The 16960-nt window shown below is 58.8% G+C and carries 18 protein-coding genes; 8 read left to right on the forward strand and 10 right to left on the reverse strand.

Annotation, left to right across the window (positions count from 1 at the left end):
- Window positions 1-107 precede the first annotated feature (107 nt).
- A complete protein-coding gene (locus tag BLW80_RS25755; RefSeq protein WP_093760906.1) occupies window positions 108-1919 on the forward strand; it encodes an adenylate/guanylate cyclase domain-containing protein in 1812 nt (603 codons plus the stop codon).
- Window positions 1916-2965 (forward strand): ABC transporter substrate-binding protein, encoded by a 1050-nt coding sequence (locus tag BLW80_RS25760; protein ID WP_093760908.1) that lies wholly within the window; start codon window positions 1916-1918, stop codon window positions 2963-2965. The genes BLW80_RS25755 and BLW80_RS25760 overlap by 4 nt, the downstream gene beginning before the upstream one ends.
- 270 nt (window positions 2966-3235) lie before the next feature.
- Here BLW80_RS25760 and BLW80_RS25765 read toward each other — a convergent pair whose 3' ends face one another.
- From BLW80_RS25765 to pdxR, 3 genes are all read right to left on the reverse strand, one after another.
- Window positions 3236-3556, reverse strand: coding sequence for a DMT family transporter (locus BLW80_RS25765; RefSeq protein ID WP_093760910.1), 321 nt, complete (start codon window positions 3554-3556; stop codon window positions 3236-3238).
- A 108-nt stretch (window positions 3557-3664) separates the two neighbouring features.
- Window positions 3665-4129 (reverse strand): carboxymuconolactone decarboxylase family protein, encoded by a 465-nt coding sequence (locus BLW80_RS25770; RefSeq protein WP_093760913.1) that lies wholly within the window; start codon window positions 4127-4129, stop codon window positions 3665-3667.
- A gap of 150 nt (window positions 4130-4279) precedes the next feature.
- The gene (gene pdxR / locus BLW80_RS25775) at window positions 4280-5701 is read right to left on the reverse strand and encodes a MocR-like pyridoxine biosynthesis transcription factor PdxR (RefSeq protein ID WP_093760915.1); all 1422 of its coding nucleotides are present in this window, start codon (window positions 5699-5701) and stop codon (window positions 4280-4282) included.
- A gap of 163 nt (window positions 5702-5864) precedes the next feature.
- Between pdxR and BLW80_RS25780 the strand changes: the two genes are divergently transcribed.
- Together BLW80_RS25780 and BLW80_RS25785 are read left to right on the forward strand one after the other, a co-directional pair.
- Window positions 5865-6515, forward strand: a complete 651-nt coding sequence (locus BLW80_RS25780) for an FMN-dependent NADH-azoreductase (RefSeq protein WP_093761189.1) — start codon at window positions 5865-5867, stop codon at window positions 6513-6515.
- Window positions 6516-6632: 117 nt separating this feature from the next.
- Window positions 6633-7583 (forward strand): alpha/beta fold hydrolase, encoded by a 951-nt coding sequence (locus BLW80_RS25785; RefSeq protein WP_093760917.1) that lies wholly within the window; start codon window positions 6633-6635, stop codon window positions 7581-7583.
- 244 nt (window positions 7584-7827) lie between these two features.
- Here the strand turns inward: BLW80_RS25785 and BLW80_RS25790 are convergent, their stop codons facing one another.
- Window positions 7828-8619, reverse strand: coding sequence for an SDR family NAD(P)-dependent oxidoreductase (locus BLW80_RS25790; RefSeq protein ID WP_093760919.1), 792 nt, complete (start codon window positions 8617-8619; stop codon window positions 7828-7830).
- Between the two features lie 80 nt (window positions 8620-8699).
- On the opposite strand from BLW80_RS25790, the gene BLW80_RS25795 reads away from it, so the two are divergent.
- Complete coding sequence (locus BLW80_RS25795; RefSeq protein WP_244528441.1) at window positions 8700-9248, forward strand: MarR family winged helix-turn-helix transcriptional regulator; 549 nt, start codon at window positions 8700-8702, stop codon at window positions 9246-9248.
- Window positions 9249-9558: 310 nt separating this feature from the next.
- Here BLW80_RS25795 and BLW80_RS25800 read toward each other — a convergent pair whose 3' ends face one another.
- Both BLW80_RS25800 and BLW80_RS25805 read right to left on the reverse strand, forming a co-directional pair.
- On the reverse strand, window positions 9559-10056 hold the full coding sequence (locus tag BLW80_RS25800) for a YkgB family protein (RefSeq protein ID WP_093760923.1): 498 nt from the start codon (window positions 10054-10056) through the stop codon (window positions 9559-9561).
- Window positions 10057-10153: 97 nt separating this feature from the next.
- Window positions 10154-10690 carry a carboxymuconolactone decarboxylase family protein gene (locus BLW80_RS25805; protein ID WP_093760925.1) on the reverse strand — a complete coding sequence of 179 codons (537 nt, stop codon included), beginning with the start codon at window positions 10688-10690 and terminating at the stop codon, window positions 10154-10156.
- A gap of 123 nt (window positions 10691-10813) precedes the next feature.
- Here BLW80_RS25805 and BLW80_RS25810 point away from each other — a divergent pair, with 123 nt between their 5' ends.
- Window positions 10814-11794: an AraC family transcriptional regulator gene (locus BLW80_RS25810; RefSeq protein ID WP_093760927.1), complete on the forward strand. Its 981-nt coding sequence runs from the start codon at window positions 10814-10816 to the stop codon at window positions 11792-11794.
- A 24-nt stretch (window positions 11795-11818) separates the two neighbouring features.
- Here BLW80_RS25810 and BLW80_RS25815 read toward each other — a convergent pair whose 3' ends face one another.
- The 3 genes from BLW80_RS25815 to BLW80_RS25825 all read right to left on the reverse strand — a co-directional run bounded on the left by BLW80_RS25815 (window position 11819) and on the right by BLW80_RS25825 (window position 14503).
- Window positions 11819-12589 carry an SDR family oxidoreductase gene (locus BLW80_RS25815; RefSeq protein ID WP_093760929.1) on the reverse strand — a complete coding sequence of 257 codons (771 nt, stop codon included), beginning with the start codon at window positions 12587-12589 and terminating at the stop codon, window positions 11819-11821.
- The gene (locus tag BLW80_RS25820) at window positions 12586-13584 is read right to left on the reverse strand and encodes a zinc-binding alcohol dehydrogenase family protein (RefSeq protein ID WP_093760931.1); all 999 of its coding nucleotides are present in this window, start codon (window positions 13582-13584) and stop codon (window positions 12586-12588) included. Before BLW80_RS25820 ends, BLW80_RS25815 begins: the two co-directional genes overlap by 4 nt.
- Window positions 13585-13663: 79 nt before the next feature.
- The gene (locus BLW80_RS25825) at window positions 13664-14503 is read right to left on the reverse strand and encodes an alpha/beta fold hydrolase (protein WP_093760933.1); all 840 of its coding nucleotides are present in this window, start codon (window positions 14501-14503) and stop codon (window positions 13664-13666) included.
- 280 nt (window positions 14504-14783) lie between these two features.
- On the opposite strand from BLW80_RS25825, the gene BLW80_RS25830 reads away from it, so the two are divergent.
- The gene (locus BLW80_RS25830) at window positions 14784-15401 is read left to right on the forward strand and encodes a CGNR zinc finger domain-containing protein (protein ID WP_093760935.1); all 618 of its coding nucleotides are present in this window, start codon (window positions 14784-14786) and stop codon (window positions 15399-15401) included.
- Between the two features lie 332 nt (window positions 15402-15733).
- On the opposite strand, the gene BLW80_RS25835 is transcribed toward BLW80_RS25830, so the two are convergent.
- Entirely contained in the window at window positions 15734-15982 is a 249-nt protein-coding gene (locus BLW80_RS25835; RefSeq protein ID WP_093760937.1) for a helix-turn-helix transcriptional regulator, read from the reverse strand.
- A 377-nt stretch (window positions 15983-16359) separates the two neighbouring features.
- On the opposite strand from BLW80_RS25835, the gene BLW80_RS25840 reads away from it, so the two are divergent.
- Entirely contained in the window at window positions 16360-16806 is a 447-nt protein-coding gene (locus BLW80_RS25840; RefSeq protein WP_139285948.1) for a hypothetical protein, read from the forward strand.
- Window positions 16807-16960: the final 154 nt, after the last annotated feature.

Below are 16960 nucleotides of genomic sequence, written 5' to 3' on the forward strand. Positions count from 1 at the left end.
CATTTTATAGACAGCAGAGGCGCAACGCGTAAAGCGCGGCATCACCGGGGTTCGACGCGCGTGATCGCCGAGAATGGCCTACACGACATTTGACAGGATGCGGAGGCATGATTGTCCGGGACAGACTCAGCGGACTTTTCAGAAAGTATTTTCTGATCCTGTTTGTCGCGGTCTCTGCGCCCGTGGCCATCAGCGGGCTCGTCGAGGCGCGGTTCAGTTACTGGGATCAGCGCGCACGGCTAGACCAGCTTTTAGGCGTGCAGGCCGCCAGTGCCGCATCCGAGATACACGATTTCATCTTCGGTATTGCAGATCAGCTCGGTTGGCTAATCCAGACGCCATGGACGAGCCAACCCGATGAGGGTCGCAAGACCGACGCGCTACGGTTGTTTCGCCAAGCACCGGCTGTTGTAAGCTTGACCCTCTTGGACAACAATTTCAAAGAGCGCTTACATGTCGCCCGTATCGGCCTCAATCGCATCGATAGCCAGATAGATCGCTCTGACGATCCATTAGTCAGGACGGCGCAATCCAACAGGATCGCGTTCAGCGCCATCAGCCTCAATCGGGGCTCGGAGCCGTACATGACAATCGCTGTTGTCGGCAATCGCCGCGCGGTCGGCGGGATCATTGCTGAGGTCAACCTCAAACTCATCTGGAACGTCATCGCTGCGATCAAGGTCGGAAATGCCGGCCACGCGTTTGTCCTGGACCGCGCAGGATGGTTGATCGCCCACCCTGACATAAGCCTGGTACTCCGCGGTGCAGAGGAAGCCACCTCCAGGCCTTTTCGCGCCATTCGCGATAAGATCAGCAATGCGGGCCCGAGTCTGGCAACCGGTGTCGATCTGCGCGGCGACGCAGTCGCCGCCGTGGCAGCTGAGGTCGCCGGGCCAGACTGGACGGTGGTCGTGCAACAGCCGCTGTCCGAGGCCTTCGCGCCGATCTATCGCGCGTTCTGGAGGACGATCAGTCTCCTCGTGATAGGCACGCTATTTGCCGGTCTGCTCGCCTACGCACTTGCCCGAAAGATGACCTCACCTATCAGGATTCTCGAGGAGGGCACCAAACGGATTGGTTCCGGCGATTTCGGTCATCGCATTTCCATCCGAACCGGTGACGAATTCCAGCGTCTCGCAAATGCCTTTAATCAGATGTCATCGCAGCTCGCGCTGGCGCAACAGCATCAACAGCGAATCGAGCGATTGAAGCGTTTTTTCGCGCCCCAGGTTGCCGATCTCATCGACAAATCCGGCGACGATAGCGTGCTGGATGGCCGGCGGACCGAAGTAGTTGTGATCTTTTGCGATCTTCGCGGGTTCACAGCGTTCTCCGCCGAGGCGGCTCCTGAACAGGTTATTCAGGTGCTATCGGACTATTACGAAGCCGTTGGGCGTGTAATCACGCAACATGAGGCAACACTCATCAACTTCACGGGTGACGGACTGATGGTGCTCGTCAACGCCCCGGTCGCTGTTTCCGAACCGGAGCTAAAGGCGCTCGATATCTCAATCGAGATGCAAAACACCGTGCAGCTGCTGATGAACGACTGGCGGATTTGTGGATTCAATATCGGGTTCGGCGTCGGCCTCGCGAGTGGGGCGGCCACGGTCGGCCGTATCGGCTACCAGGATCGGTTCGATTACACGGCTATCGGCAGTGTCGTTAATCTGGCATCGCGGCTGTGCGCATCGGCGGCTGATGGAGAAATCCTGCTGAATGCCGAGTTGGCCGAAGCGATAGGGTGCCGGCGCGCGATCTCAGCGCGAGGCAATCGACGACTGAAGGGATTCGGGGACGCTGTCCCGGTATTCAACGTGGCCTTCCCCCGCGGCAAACCTGCCATGAGCAAAGCTGGTCGACGGAACGACGAATGTCACGAATTATGCGCCTCCATCGCGCCGAACGGTGATGCATGACCCGCACAATCACCGCTTCGCTTTCCCCCGATCTTCGACAGACACCGGATGGCGCAACAAGGCTCCTTCGCCGGCGAGACGTCCTGGGCCTTCTTGCATGTTCGGCACTTGTGGGTCGCCCGAAGCCTGCGAATGCCTCCCCTCTTCCTGCCATTGGATATCTTTGCCCCGAAACGCCGGAGTTGTTCGCCAGTCGACTCGCTGCATTCCGGGCCGGGTTGCAGGAGGCAGGCTTTGTCGAGGGCGAAAACGTTCGGATCGACTATGCGTGGGCAAACGGCCAGTACGAGCATCTGCCCAGACTTGCGGCCGACTTGGTGAATCGACCGGTCGATGCGATCGTCGCGGCAGGAGGCGCGCAAGCAGCCCTTGCAGCCAAAGGGGCCACCACGACGAAGACCATTGTGTTCGAAATGGGTGGAGATCCTGTGCAAATCGGCGTCGTTGATAGTCTTTCCCGACCTGGTGGAAACATAACAGGCATTTCCAGCCTGAGCGTAGATGTGTCGCCTAAACGCCTCGAACTGATGCATGATATGGATCGCAATGCCCGTACGCTAGCGGTTGCGGTGAATCCAGCCAGCCCGACAGCAGCCTCGCAGTTACAGAACATGACCGCTGCCGCGGACACGCTCGATATCAAGCTTCATGTCGTTCAGGCCAAAACAGAGAGCGATTTCGATCCTCTCTTTGCGACTTTGGCGAAGAACGCAATCAGCGGTGTCGTTTTCACCTCGGATCCATACTTTGCCTTCAGGAGTCGCCCCATCGCACATCTCGCGCTCAAGTATCGCATACCGGCGATCACCCAATCGCGCGACTTCCCAATCGCGGGCGGCCTGATGAGCTACGGAGGCGACTTTGCTCAATCCCATCGACGGGCAGGAGTCTATGCCGGACGCGTTCTCAAAGGTGAGCAGCCTCACGACCTTCCCGTCCAACTGGTCACCAAAGTCGAGCTTGTGATCAACCTCAGGACTGCCGTCCAGCTTGGCCGCGAGTTTCCGTTGTCGCTTGCCATCGGCGCCGATGATGTCGTTGAGTAGCCTCACCGGCCATAGCCAACGTTGCTGTTCAGACGCCTTCTCAATCCAAGGTCCGCTTTACGACGCTACAAGCGGACCTACGATTCTATAGCTCTCCGCCGACCGCAAGAACTGCACCTTTAGAAGGCGTCCGTGCATTGTGGCTAGTCTTGTCATTTGAAAATATCTTGGGCGATCCGTGGAGGCTGCGAGCCGCCGAGCCTTCGTGGCAGCTCATTAACACCGTCGCCGATACCCGAGCTCGACGTCGTTGAATTCCGCACCCAATCTTCAGGCCTTTGCTACCCATCTGAGCCCGATCACACCCGCCAGAATGAGCGTGATGCACAGCAGCCGCGTCGGCGAGGCGGATTCGTCGAGCAGCACGATACCCAATACCGCAGTCCCGGCAGCGCCAATGCCCGTCCAGACCGCGTAGGCCGTCCCCATTGGCAATGCCCGGAGCGACATTGACAGCAGAATGACGCTGGATAGACCGGTCGCGACGGTCAGCGCGCTGGGTACGAGCCGTGTGAAGCCGTCAGACCATTTCATGCAGATAGCGAAAGCGATTTCGAGAACGCCGGCGACGCCGAGAATGGCCCATGCCATGGCGGATACTCCGTTGATTGATTTGCCAGCCACTCCGGCCAAGCAAGGTTCGGTGATCAATCGCCAGCGCTGCGGCGCAGATAGCGGCCGCGCGCTGGCGACACGGATTCAGGCTGCGGCGACAGTAGCCACTGCGGCGGGAATAGAGCGGAAACCGACGCCGAAGCGGTTAAAGGCATTCATCAGACCGATCGCATAGCTGAGATCGGCGATTTCCTTGTCGCTAAACTCCGCGGCGACAGCCTCATAGTCGGACTGTGGAATGCCGGTCTCAGCCACGCGCGTCACGGTTTCCGCCCACGCAAGCGCGGCCTGTTCACGCTGTGTAAACAACGCTGAGGCGTCGCGCCATACTGGCACCAGCACGAGCTTCTCGATCGCAATGCTGGATTTGAGTAAGTCGCGGGTGTGCATGTCGACGCAATAGGCGCAGCCATTGATCTGCGAGACCCTGAGATAGACGAGATTGATCAATTCCGTCGGAAGGCCGCTTTTCTGAATATAGACATAGACGCCTCCGAATGCCCGGTACCCCTCAGGCGAGGCTTTTGCGTAGTCGATACGGTCGGTCATGATGAATTCCTTTCAAGTGTTGGTTGAAGGATTCCATCGTGCGTTATCGTGGCCTATGTCAGAAGGTCCATATTATGGCTTACGGCCTGGGCCAAGATCGTCGCCCGGCCGATGCGTCCCACACGTATCAGAGACGGGTCTCCATGACGATCACATCAAGGTCAGGATACGCTTGCCGAAGTTTTCGGCGGTGCGCTGTGAATCAATATTCGTAAAATTGAGAAGCAGCGCCGAGGCGGTCTGCTCGCCGGAGATCCAGTCCGTCAGCGCCTCTGCATACAGCCCATCCTTTCGCATGCGCGTAACAAGCCGACGGTCAGAGCGCTGGCCCTGTAGACGCAGGATCAGATGCATTCCGCCAGGCGATGAGTCGATCCGCACGTATTTCCCCAGCACGCCCTCCAAACCGGCTTTTGTTGCTTCACGCCTTTCGGCATAGAGCTTGCGCATCCGCTGAATATGGCGGGCGAAATGGCCTTCGGTGATAAAAGCCGTGACGATCGTCTGTGTCAGCTCCGGATTGCCAGCAGCCAACACCTGGCTGATCTCTTCGAAGCGTTCGACCTGTGACGGCGGCACGACCAGATAGGCGAGCCTAAGGCTGGGGAACAGCACCTTGCTGAAGGTTCCTGCATAAAGAACGCGCCCGTCCCGATCGAGGCTCTTCAATGCGGGTAAAGGACGGCTCACATAGCGATACTCGCCGTCATAGTCGTCCTCAACGATCCACGCGTTGTTCCGTGTCGCCCAGTCTAGCAACGCCATTCGCCGTGGCAGTGTTAAGGACACGCATAGAGGACTCTGATGCGCCGGCGTAACTACTGCTGCGCGCGCGCGCGGTGCGAGCCTGATGCCATCGGAAACCATCATGCCGTCGCGATCCACTGGGATCGGCACCGTCGTCGTGTTCATATGACGTAGGATCTCGCGCGTCGGCGGATAGCCGGGGTCTTCGACCCAGACGCGATCGCCTGCCTTCAACAAGGCATGCCCGATCAGTTCAATGGTGTGGCGATATCCCGATGTCAGGAATATTTGGGAGGGCGAGCAGTCGATCCCGCGCGAGACCTGGAGATACGCTGCGATCTCGGCACGCAGGGGCGGCAGCCCGTAGATCGCGGGATGCACCATCGCGGATGGCTGCATCGCGCGTACGCAGCGTGCGCCGAGACGAGCCCAGATCTTGCGTGGAAACATGTCCAGTGCCGGCAGACCCATCTGAAACGGCAAAATCGTATCCGGGCGAAAGCTCGTTGCAGCGAGGCTAGTATCAACCTGACGGATTGGGCTCGGAACGGGGGCTTGCAGCTTGAGCCCGGGCGTAACGATGGTGCCGGCCTGTCCCTTGGCCTGAATGTAGCCCTCGGCGGCCAATAGCGAATAGGCGGTCTCGATCGTCCCGCGCGCCAACCCAAGTTCCTTGGTCAGAGCCCGAGCAGAAGGAATGCGGTCGCCCGGCTTCAATGAACCGCGAGCAATTGCATTGCGGACCCGATTGTAGATTTGGCGATAGAACGGCTCCGCCGCGGCTGGATCCAGCGGCGAGAACTTGCCGGCCTTCAAAATGGTCATGGCGCCAACTCTGCGGATGCGTTTGCTCGACGATAGCATTAGTCCGAACGACAATCATGGCCTAGTCACGCGATTGTTTCATGGACCTTGGATGCGGGGCGAGCGGCCTGCAATGATCGCGACATCCCAGACCGCATATCTCCAACACCGAAAGAAACGGAAGATGAAAATCCTTCATGTGATTTGCAGTCCGCGCGGGCATGCCTCCGAGAGCCACAAGCTTTCGCACAGGATTATCGATTTCCTATTGAAACGCGATCCAACCGCGATGGTTGTCAATCGCGAGATTGGCGGCGGCGGGTTGCCGCACATCGACAGCTGTTACGCGACGGCTCTTGGCTCTACACAAGAATCCTCCGCCGAAAGGGATCCGAGCGGATCGATATCGCAATCCGATGAGCTCATTCGCGAGCTCGAGAGTTCGGATTGCGTGGTCATTGCGACACCAATGCATAACTTCACCGTACCCTCAACGCTGAAGGCGTGGATCGATCATGTCGTGCGCGTCCGTCGCACGTTCCGGGCGACCCCAGATGGATATGTCGGGCTGCTCCGGGACCGCCCGGTCTTCGTGGCCGTATCGTCAGGCGGACGATATTCAGGTCAAAGGGCGCATCAGCCGGATTTTCTAACGCCTTATCTTCGAGCCAGCCTCGGTACCATTGGGCTGCGCGACCTTGTCTTCTTTGCCATCGAAGGCACGGCACTCGCGCCGGATACTTTGGCCGACGCCAGGACCACAACTGATCAGGCGCTTCAGAGCTACTTTGCCCAGTCAGGCAGTGTGCCGACATACGCGCCGATGGTCGTGTGATCCATGCACCGCGGAGCAGTCATGGCCCAGTGCACAAGGCAGTTCTTGGTTCTTACGAATGAAGCCGAATGGCAACACATCGAGCGTCTTGACGCGAAACCATGAAAGGAATGAACCATGTCGAAATTGCTCCCAATGATCACCGCAGCGACCCTCACGCTTGGCGCTTCGATCTCTCCCGCGGCCACACATGAAGATGTAGCTCGACCAATAGCCGAGATCGGCTTTGTCACACTCGACAAGGACATCACAGTGCGACAGATGGTGATCCGTAACCCACGATCAAAGGGCGTCGTGCTTTTGCTGCACGGCTTTCCCGAAACGCTCCACGCCTGGCAAGCCGTTGCCGAGTCCCTTACCGATGAATACGAAGTCCATGCATTCGATTGGCCAGGCTATGGTCAGTCCTCACGGCCGTCGACCGACAAGTTCTCCTACGCGCCCAGCGACTACGCGCGCGTACTGAAGGAATATATCGTTAAGGCGGGCATCGAATCGTCGAAGCTAATCATTTATGCGACCGACATCGGGGCCCTGCCCGCACTTCTCGCGGCGCTTGAAGAGCCCGGCATTGCACGTACGATCATCGTCGGGGATTTCGCCCCGTTCAACCGCCCGCAATATATGCATGAACGCCTGCGCGACCTGAAGGCGCCGGCGACGTCGGACCAGATCCGTACTCAATATTACCAGAATAGCGGCCAGGTTATCGAGAACGCCTTCAAGGGCGGACTGCCCATTGAATCGCAGTTCTTCATCTCAACGACTTTCAAGCAGGATATGCTGGCGGGGTGGAGTCAGGGCGCGCTGACCTCTGGCGATGCTTTCTATCATTATTATTCGCACTTCACGCGCGACGAGGAATATCTTGAGGCCAATATTTCACGGCTCACAACCCCGGTGAAAGTCGTTTGGGGTGAGAAGGACATCTACATCGGTAAGCAGATGGGCACCGAGTTTGCGACGAAAGCAAAGGCCGACTTCACCTTGCTCTCTGGCGTTGGCCACTACGCCCATCTCCAGGACCCGAAACGGGTCGCCGCCGAAATTCGCGCCGCGGTTAGATAAAATCTCTCTCGCGACAGCGTTCCGAAGTCAAATAGCACCATGTGGACAACGGCCCACATGGCGGTGCGCTTTTCTAATGGCTCACAACAAGCATGTTGGCTCCCGAAGTGGCACAGGCACTGCCAACTCACATCGTGTCCGCTTTGCGCCATAAGCGGTCATGGAAATCTTGCATTCGTTCCGTGCGAGACGCGCGCCGCCGACGCTCTGGCCAACAGATTGCGCGTCTCTCTACTATCTCTTATCAGGCAATATTATAGCGCGGAGCTGGCTTGCCGGTTTGAGTCGCGGCGAAAAGTGCCGAGCGTGCCTCGTCGTACCTATCCCAGAGAGTCGCGTCGGCGACCGACGGCCAAGTAACCTTCTCGCCGTTGTCTAGGCCCGACAATGCCGCATCGACCATGTTCTCAGTCGTCATCACCGCTTCCTGGTTGAGTGCCGAGAGAGGAATTCCGGAGTTGTCCCATATCTCAGTTGCGGTTGTAGCCGGGTTGACCAACTGAACCCTGACACCGGTGTTGGCGAGCTCTTCTTGAAGGCCGCGCGTAAAATTTATAACAAAGCCCTTCGTGCCGCTGTAAACAGCGCTGACCGGCAGCGCGTGAATCCCGAGCACCGAAGCAATGTTGATGATCAAGCCGTCATTCGCCCTCACGAAGGCCGGCAGAACGGCATGGGTGAGGCGCGTCAAAGACGTCATGTTGAGCGCAATCTGCGCGAGCGAGTCCTGAAGGAGAGACTGTGCAAGCGGTTTCAGCCGAGCCAAACCAGCATTGTTTACCAGGATTCGGACTGTCGGATTGGTTGATAGAACGCGCTCAACCTTGGCGATGTCATTATCCTTTTCGAGGTCAGCCTGAAGCGCTTCGACGTTTACGCCGTGAGCTTTCCGGATCTGGTCGGCTACATCCTCAAGGCGATCAACGCGCCGCGCTACAAGCACAAGGTCGTAGCCGCGCTTGGCAAAACGATCGGCGTAGACGGCGCCGATACCCGAGGACGCTCCTGTGATAACAGCGGTTTTCCGTGCAGACATGGCATTTCTCCATAAACTTTGGCACCCAATTGTTGGGCACACAAGTATTTAGGTGATCATCAGGCCTTTTCAATGCTACGGTGCCCAACTATCTTGAGGATATGAGAAACCGGAAAAACAGCGAGATTTCGTCGGCTTATGAGTTGGACGAGCTTCCCTGCACGCATACAGCGCTTCGTCAGGCCGCCCGACGGCTCGGCCATCTCTATGACGAGGCTGTGGCACCAACCGGCCTGAAGGCTACGCAAGTTGGCCTACTTTTCCAGGCCGATCGTCTCGGCGGGGTGGATGGCCCTACTCTAAATACGCTTGCCGAACGTCTCGCACTCAGCATCTCATCATTGACATATGCGCTGCGTCCATTGGTGCGCGATGGCTTGATGAAGCTTGAGCAGGACAAACACGACAAACGAACGAAACACGCATCACTTACAGCGCTGGGCAGAAAGCGTTTGGCCGAAGGGATCAAGTTGTGGACCACTGCAAATCGTCGCACCGAGCTGGTACTCGGACACGATTCGGCCACTCAACTTCGGGCGCTTGCAGATGGCGTCTCGTCCAGAAAATTTCTTGACGCTTATAGGGCCGGGCGGCCTGCTGGTTCAAAGCGATCAGAGCGTGACGCTTAGCTTCGGCAGGAACTGGTCACCGGAAAACGCTTTATGTCCGCTTTGCGCCAAAACCGATGCTTGAATCGCTCGTAGACGGCTTCGGTTATAAGTTTCTCTGCCCCGTACTCTTTATTCGTGCCTTCCAGTCTCGCCGCAAGATTCACAACGGCACCTAAGGCAGTGTAGTTCATGCCCTCGATTGAACCAATCGTAGCCACAATGCATCCTGATCGACCGGCGTTTTGTATAAATGATACCCCAGACCCGCGAGACGTGGGCCTGGGGCGGTCGTGCAGCCGCTAGCTGCCTCCCTAGAGGGATTTCCCGTCTAGCTGGCTGAGCGGCCAGCGTGGATCACCCGAACAGCGTCTTGCTTCAGCAAGTAGATAGAGACGACTAGCAATACGAGGTCCTTCAAAAGGAAGGCTGCATTCATTGCCATCGCGGGAAACCCTCCGGCGCCCGCATCCCAACCGTCAGGAACAAACGGCAGGACTGTAAGAGTAGCGATGAAAGTGAAAGTCGAGCCGATCGCACCCAACATTCCAGCTTGCTTGTTCCAGAAACCCAGCAGCAACAGCGCACCAAATGTCCATTCTGAGACACCGAGAAAAATAGCAGTGCCGCGAATACCCAGGACCGGAATCGTCCAGGAGATAAACGGGCCGTTGGTGATTATCGGAAGCAGTGCTGTGATCTCCGACTCGAACCATTTGTCGTATCCGAACCAAGCGAAGATGATCACCATTGCGGCGCGGAGCAGGTGATAATCAAGGTCGCCCTTCAGGAGGCCCAAGCGATCAAGTATGTTGGCAAAGTATTTCATGATGTTCTCCATCTTGGAGCCGTGAGGCCGACGGTTGTTGCCGGCTCGCTCCTGTTAGTCGCTTCGCGATCGAACGCCCAAGGGGCGCCCAGCGAACTCATTGCACCGCGGGAAAGTCGATGGCGGTGTCGTTGATGCGGTTGAAAGCGTTGGTGAATGTCGTTGTCGCAATCGCCAAGCTGATCTCGACAAGCTGCTGGTCCGTGTAACCAGCCCCACGCACGGCCGCGACTTCGCTCTCCGCGATCGTGCCACTGGTACTGGCAAGTAGTTTCACGAACCGGATGAGCGCGTCGCGCTTGTTGTCGCCGGTCGGTTCGCCGGTGCGGATGTGGCGCAGTGCATCGGGCGAGAGGCCGGCCACCTTGCCGAGCAGACTGTGCGCAGCGACGCAATAGTCGCAGCCAGCCGTCGAGCTAACCAGCAGCTTGATCGTCTCCTGGTCGGCTTTCGATAGAGAACCTGCGGCAAGTACGGCATCAGCGGCGAGCACCGACTTCAGCGCGGCCGGTCCGGAGAAGCCGATCGCGGCATAGATGTTGGGGACGCTGCCGATGGCCTTTTTGATCTGGCCAAAGACCTCGGCGGACGCGCCGGTAGCGGTATCGAGAGCGGGGGTGTGAATGCGGGACATGGTAACCTTCCTTTCCGTGACGCCGGTTGGCTTCCGGTATGAGGATGGTCTATGTCGGATGGATGATATTGCTAATCCCGGAATTGCTCAATAATATGCTCTAAAGTATCAAACGAGTTCCAGATGTACGAATCTGCCGACTGGCTGAGCCACCTGCTGGACCTCGTGCCTGTCAGTGGCCAAGTCGAGCACCACTGCCTATTCGGCGCACCTTGGCGGCTCGAGTTAGCTACTTCAGCGGCGGGTGAGATTCCCTATCACGTCGTGCTCGCGGGCACTGCGTTCCTCGAGAATTCGGATGGCGGCCCGCCGCTGCGCTTGTCGGCAGGCGACATTCTCATTCTCCCGCGGGGCACCGCGCACAGCCTTCACGATGGCGGGGGCGCGCTACCATTGCCGACGCGTCAGCGTCTCGGATCGACGGTCGCGATCGACGAGAATGACGGCAAGGGCGAGCGGTTAGACATGCTATGCGGCCGCTTCCTACTGTCGCCGACCCATGAGCGGCTGCTGCGCACCTACTTCCCGGAACGCTTTGTGGCGAGGTCGGAAGCCGGCGCTCCCAGCGTGGTCTCGACGGGGACCCGGGCGCAGCTGGCGAATCTGGTCGGGCTTATCCGCGCAGAAACGGCAGAGGAGAACCTCGGCGGCCATGCGATGCTTAATGGTCTTTCGACCGCGCTTTTCACGCTGACGATGCGGTTGGCAAGCGAAGCGAAGGAGCCGCCTGCAGGTCTTCTCGCCCTCGCCGGGCATCCGAGGTTGGCGCCGGCGCTTTCCGCGCTATTTGGGCGTCCCAAGAGGGAATGGACGCTGCCGGAGCTCGCAACCCTCTGCGGCATGTCGCGGGCCACCTTTGTGCGGCACTTCCAACAGCGGCTCGGCCGATCCGCCGCAGACCTTCTGGCCGCCATCCGTATGACAGTTGCTGCGCGTGAGCTGCGAAACTCGAACGCGTCGACTGGCGCCATCGCGGAGGCGGCGGGCTACAAATCAGAGGCCGCATTCCAGCGAACTTTCAAGAAGCATGTGGGAATTACGCCAGCACGATTCCGCAGACAATCGCGGACTAAAATAACCGGCGATCACCCAAGCCGAGGCTAGCCCACAACCGTGCGTTCTGCTTTATCAGATCGACTTCACCTCACCGCCATCCATGCGAAGGACCGATCCCGTCATCCACCGGGCGCGCGGCGACACGAGGAATGCCATCAACTCAGCGATCTCCTCGGGCTCCCCATAGCGGGCGATACCGGCGTCCTTCGGAAACTTCGTCGTCGCGTCTTCGACGGACATCCCGTGAAGCGGTGCCCAATGCTCGAGATAGGAGCGGCGGCGACCGGTCATCACAGGACCGGGCAGTACACTGTTCACCTGCACGCCATCCTCGATCCCGCAGTCTGAGAAGGCCTTTGCCAGCGCGACGATCGCCGCGTTGATCGTCCCGACGGCTGCATAGGACGCCTTCGGGAACTGCGCCGAGTTGCCGGAGATCAGGACGACCGATCCCTTGCTCTCTTTCAGCGCTGGCCAGGCAGCCATCGTCAGCCGCCGCGCTCCATGCAGCTTGAGTCCAAAGCCCGCGTCCCACTGCGCGTCTGTCATCTCGAACAGGTCGATCTGGGGGACCGCTCCCGCGATGTTGAGCAGGGCATCGATCCGTCCGAAGCGCGCCTGCGTTTCCTCGACGACCTTGCCCGGTACCGCGGGATCGGCGAGATCGGCCTCGATCACGAGAACCTCCCTCCCCTGTTTCTGGATCTCCTCGGCGACGGCTTCCAACTTGTCCCGGCTGCGCGCCACCAGCACCAGTGTTGTGAAATCCCTCGCGAGACGGATGGCGGTGGCACGACCGATGCCCTGGCTCGCGCCGGTGACGATGGCGACTGACGTCGTCATGTGAACTTCCTCGTGTGAATGGATCGGTGAAGGACGACCAGCTTCCCGCCAGCGGCGTTCGCCTCGATGAGACGGTGAGCCTCAGGAACCTCGTCGAAGCGGAATACGCGCGCCGGCCTGATGTCGAGATGACCGGCTGCGGCATCCTGCGCGATCTGCGCGAGTGGCACGTCCGACAGGGGAAATTGGGGCGTTCCGAACACGAAGCTGCCGAAGAAGGTCAGGTTTACGCCACTCGGCATTTGCAACAGCGGATTGAAGTCAGGGATCGGATCGAGCCCGCCCAGCCAGCCCGCCAGGCACGAACGGCCACCGCGACGAAGCATCCGCAGCGAATCCAGTACGACCGTGTTGCCGACGAGGTTAAGGACTGCGTCGATGCTGCCGCTCTCCGCAATGCCTTCGGACAGGTCCGGTCGCTCAATCTCGCACCGCTCGGCGCCGAGCGCCTGCAGCGCCGCGAAGCGCTCGCGCTGGCGTGACGTCGCGATGACGCGGGCGCCTGCCTGGACGGCGAGCTTCAGCGCCGCCTGCCCCAGCGAGGAGGTAGCACCGCGAATGACGAGCAGTTCTCCCTTCTTGAGCTCGATATTCCGGAAGAGCGTCGTCCAAGCCGTCGCGTAGGATTCCGGGATCGCGGCAAGCTGCTCCCAAGGCAGGTCGGCCTCGATCAGCGCGACATTGGTGACGGACACCCGCGTGAGCTCAGCGTAGCTGCCGTTAATCGTGCGGCCCAGCCCGCCCATCAGCGCCGCGACCTTCGCGCCGACGGGAAACTCGCCGCCGGGGCAGGATTTCACGAGACCGACGCACTCGATGCCGGAGACAGGGGCCGCCTCCGCCCATTCGCCCTTTCGCATGTGAATTTCGGCGTGGTTGATCCCGAAGGCCTTGATCTCGATCACGACGTGGCCTGCGAGAGGCTCAGGATCGGGGATGTCGCGATAGGTTAGCGCTTCGAGGCCGCCGAAGCCGTCGAGAACAATCGCACGCATGTTAGTCTCCTGTCGTTTGCACGCCGCACGCGTGCAGATTGAGCAGAGGCGCAGTCGCTCAACACCGCGCCCCAACGTGTCAGTTGAAGAAGGCTCGGATCTCTTCGGCAATTTCGGCAGCGTGGGTTTCCAGCGCGAAGTGGCCGGTATCGAGGAAGGTCACGCGCGCGTCGGGGTTGTCCCGCTTGAATGCCTCGGCGCCGGGCGGCAGGAAGAACGGGTCGTTCTTGCCCCACACCGCCAGGAAGCGCGGCTTGTGCGTGCGGAAATAGTCCTGAAAGACTGGATAGAGCGCGACGTTGCTCTTGTAGTCGCCGAACAGGTCGAGCTGCACGTTGTCGGCGTGGAGGCGGCCGAGATAGTGGTCGTCGAGCGTGTAGCCATCGGGGGAGATCGCCGAAGGATCAGCCACGCCGTGCGTATACTGCCAGTAGGTGGTCTGTGGCGTTAGCATCGCGCGGAGAGCATCGCGATTCGCCGCGGAGGCCTCCTCCCAATAAGCGCGGATCGGATTCCAGCCGTCACTCAACCCTTCGACATAGGCATTGCCATTCTGTGAGACGATGCCGGCGATCCGTTCGGGATGGCGGACCGCGAGACGGAAGCCGGTCGGCGCGCCATAGTCGAAGACGTACACTATGAAACGATCGAAGCCGACGACCTCGGTGAAGTGCTCGATGCTATCTGCGATGGAATCGAAGCTGTTGACCTTCGGATCGTCCGACTGGCCGAAGCCCGGCAGGTCCGGTGCCACGATGTGGAAGCGGTCTGCCAACTGCGGGATAAGATCGCGGAACATATGGCTGGAGGTCGGGAAGCCATGCAGCAAGAGCAGCTTGGGCTGCCCGGCACTTCCGGCCTCACGGTAGAAGATGCTGACGCCATCGACCTCGATCGTCCGATACGCAATGGTATTCATGACATCTCTCCTATTGTGTAACCTTTAATTACTATTTTGAAAGGTTACCAATCTGCTCGAAACTTCAGGCAAATCGAACAGTAAGGCCGTGCATCGAAGCCGGCCGCGTCGTTCCAGATACACCGGCACACCTGTCATTTTGCTATTTCTCAAATTCGGACATTTTCAACGATCGCGTAACTGGCTTGACGATAGTAAGACGGTTACGCTGCGGACTGTAACTTGTCAATCGTCATTTTGAAGGTTACGTATAAATGGTACAATTTATGGATTGACTACGATGCTGACTGACATACCGGCAATGTTCATCGCCGATGCCCGGGGGATCGATTTCCTCAATTCGATTGCAACGCCAGTCGACGATCCGGTGGACTGGATCGGCGACGGCCACGGGCTTGTGAGCTGGTTGCGGCAGGCGGCTCTCGTCCCGGAGGCGCAACTTCGCGATGTGGCTGAGCGCGCGATGCCCGGCGAACTTGATCGTCTGGCTGAACAGGCGCGAGACCTGCGCGAGTGGTTCCGGCGCTTCGTGAAGTCTCGAATGGGAGCCCCGTTAGACGCCGGGGCTCTCCAGGAACTGGCGCCCCTCACCCGTCTGCTCGAGCGCGACGAGGCGTATCAGCGTTTAGTGCTTCGCGATGGCGGTGAGCTCGCACTTGAAACGGCACGGCGCTGGCGATCGCCGGAATCGCTGCTGATCCCTATCGGCGTGGCGCTCGCGCGCGTCGTCGTAGATGAGGATTTCACGCATGTTAAAGCGTGCGAGGGAAGCGACTGCACCCTGATGTTCGCGGACCATACGCGCGGGCGTGCGCGGCGGTGGTGCAGCATGGGAGTGTGCGGCAATCGAGCCAAAGTTGCAGCTCACAGAAGCCGCCGGCGCGCGCATCGTGAATAGTATGTCAGAAATGCTTTCTCAAGCGGTGAGGCGACGTCGTTGAAGTTCGGGAAGCAGCATGGCGGCAGATCTACCATTCACACCTCCACGACCGCTTTGCGCCAGAAGCGGGCGAATTCTTATTGAAACCAGCCTACGCGTGCATCGCCATCTCTAGAAATGCGAAGTGATCGCAGCTTAGAGATTTCCGTCGATCTCCGCTCGAGATAAGGCGACGTGAGTTAGTATCCAATTCAAGCAGAGGCAATGGTGCCCCCAATCATCGGCGACCGGGGTAATATCGACCGCTCGAACAGGTCTGAACGACTTGCGCCTCTGTGGAACGATTGAGTTCACTCCATAACGCTAAGTCCCGTCCCCCTCATCCCGTCAAATGAAAAACGAAGTCCGGCCGCCTCGAGCGCAGCTCGTAAACTTGCAGACGTCTCGACATGCGGGACGGAGGCGCCACCCTCATAGCGAACGACAGCGCGCTTCGAGATCCCCGCCTTAACCGCCAGCTCTTCCTGACTCCAATCCAGCCACGCGCGTGCTGCGCGCAGTTGCGCAGAGGTAATGGCGGGCTCCCGCAAATTAACCATAAAACGAACCCGAGAGTGACGAATGTCACACTGTGTGCTAGTGTTAACAAATCATTAAACACCGCCTCGGGGCAAGAAAGCACCGAGCGACCGACGAGAACGGATTGTACCCTTCAATCCTTGCCAAGAATTTTAGGGAAGATTTGCGCCGGCTCGTCGAGAAGAATGAATCCTTGGTTCAGAGAAAAGCCGTCGAGCGACCTCCACAAGCTCCCAAGGATTTGAAAGCCGAATTCGACCACATAGTGTTTTAGAACTGCACGCTTTGCGGTCGGATCGCACGATCAAGTTTAAGTTTGTGCACATGTGCCAAGTTATGCGCAGAACGCCTCGCAATCAAACCAAGCCCATCAATGCAATACTTCCGGGAGTCAAGCATGCCCGCAAAGTACAAGCGAATTGCAGCGGACGAGATCGAGACAAACGTCTCCAATGTAGCCGCGCCATCAACACCAAATATCCTGCCATTTGCCAATCCGCCCAACCCTCTGCATTGGTGGCGCAGCCGCTCGCCGCATGCTTTCCGGGGCAAAGACGTCATGGTCATACGTCAGGCGTTACTGTTGGCAGATCCTGTCGATTTCGACTGGATGCGCGCAATTACGGGAAGCTCTCCGACCGCGATTCGAATTGCCGTCGAGCAGCTCAAGAACCATCGGATAACAGCTCCGGTGATTGACGATGTTCTGTCGGCTGTCGTGTGTTGCGCGATCGAAGGCAACGCCGCGTCTTCGATCTTGATATCCAGCGCGCTGCGTCGCAGGTCAAAAATAGATCCGGCTTGCCTTTCGCTGAGCTCACTTTGGCTTGTTGCCCGCTTTTGAGAAGTTGCACGTTTGACGCCAAGCCAGTGATTTATTGCTCTCGCGAACAACATCGATGAAACGGCTCACGCCATACGAACCCGATTTCGAAGGCACTAGGTCGCCGAAAGAAATTCGATCTCTTCTGCCAAGAACTCTGCCTGCTCCGGCATGC

This window comes from Tardiphaga sp. OK245, from assembly GCF_900108575.1.
Classification (GTDB): domain Bacteria; phylum Pseudomonadota; class Alphaproteobacteria; order Rhizobiales; family Xanthobacteraceae; genus Tardiphaga; species Tardiphaga robiniae.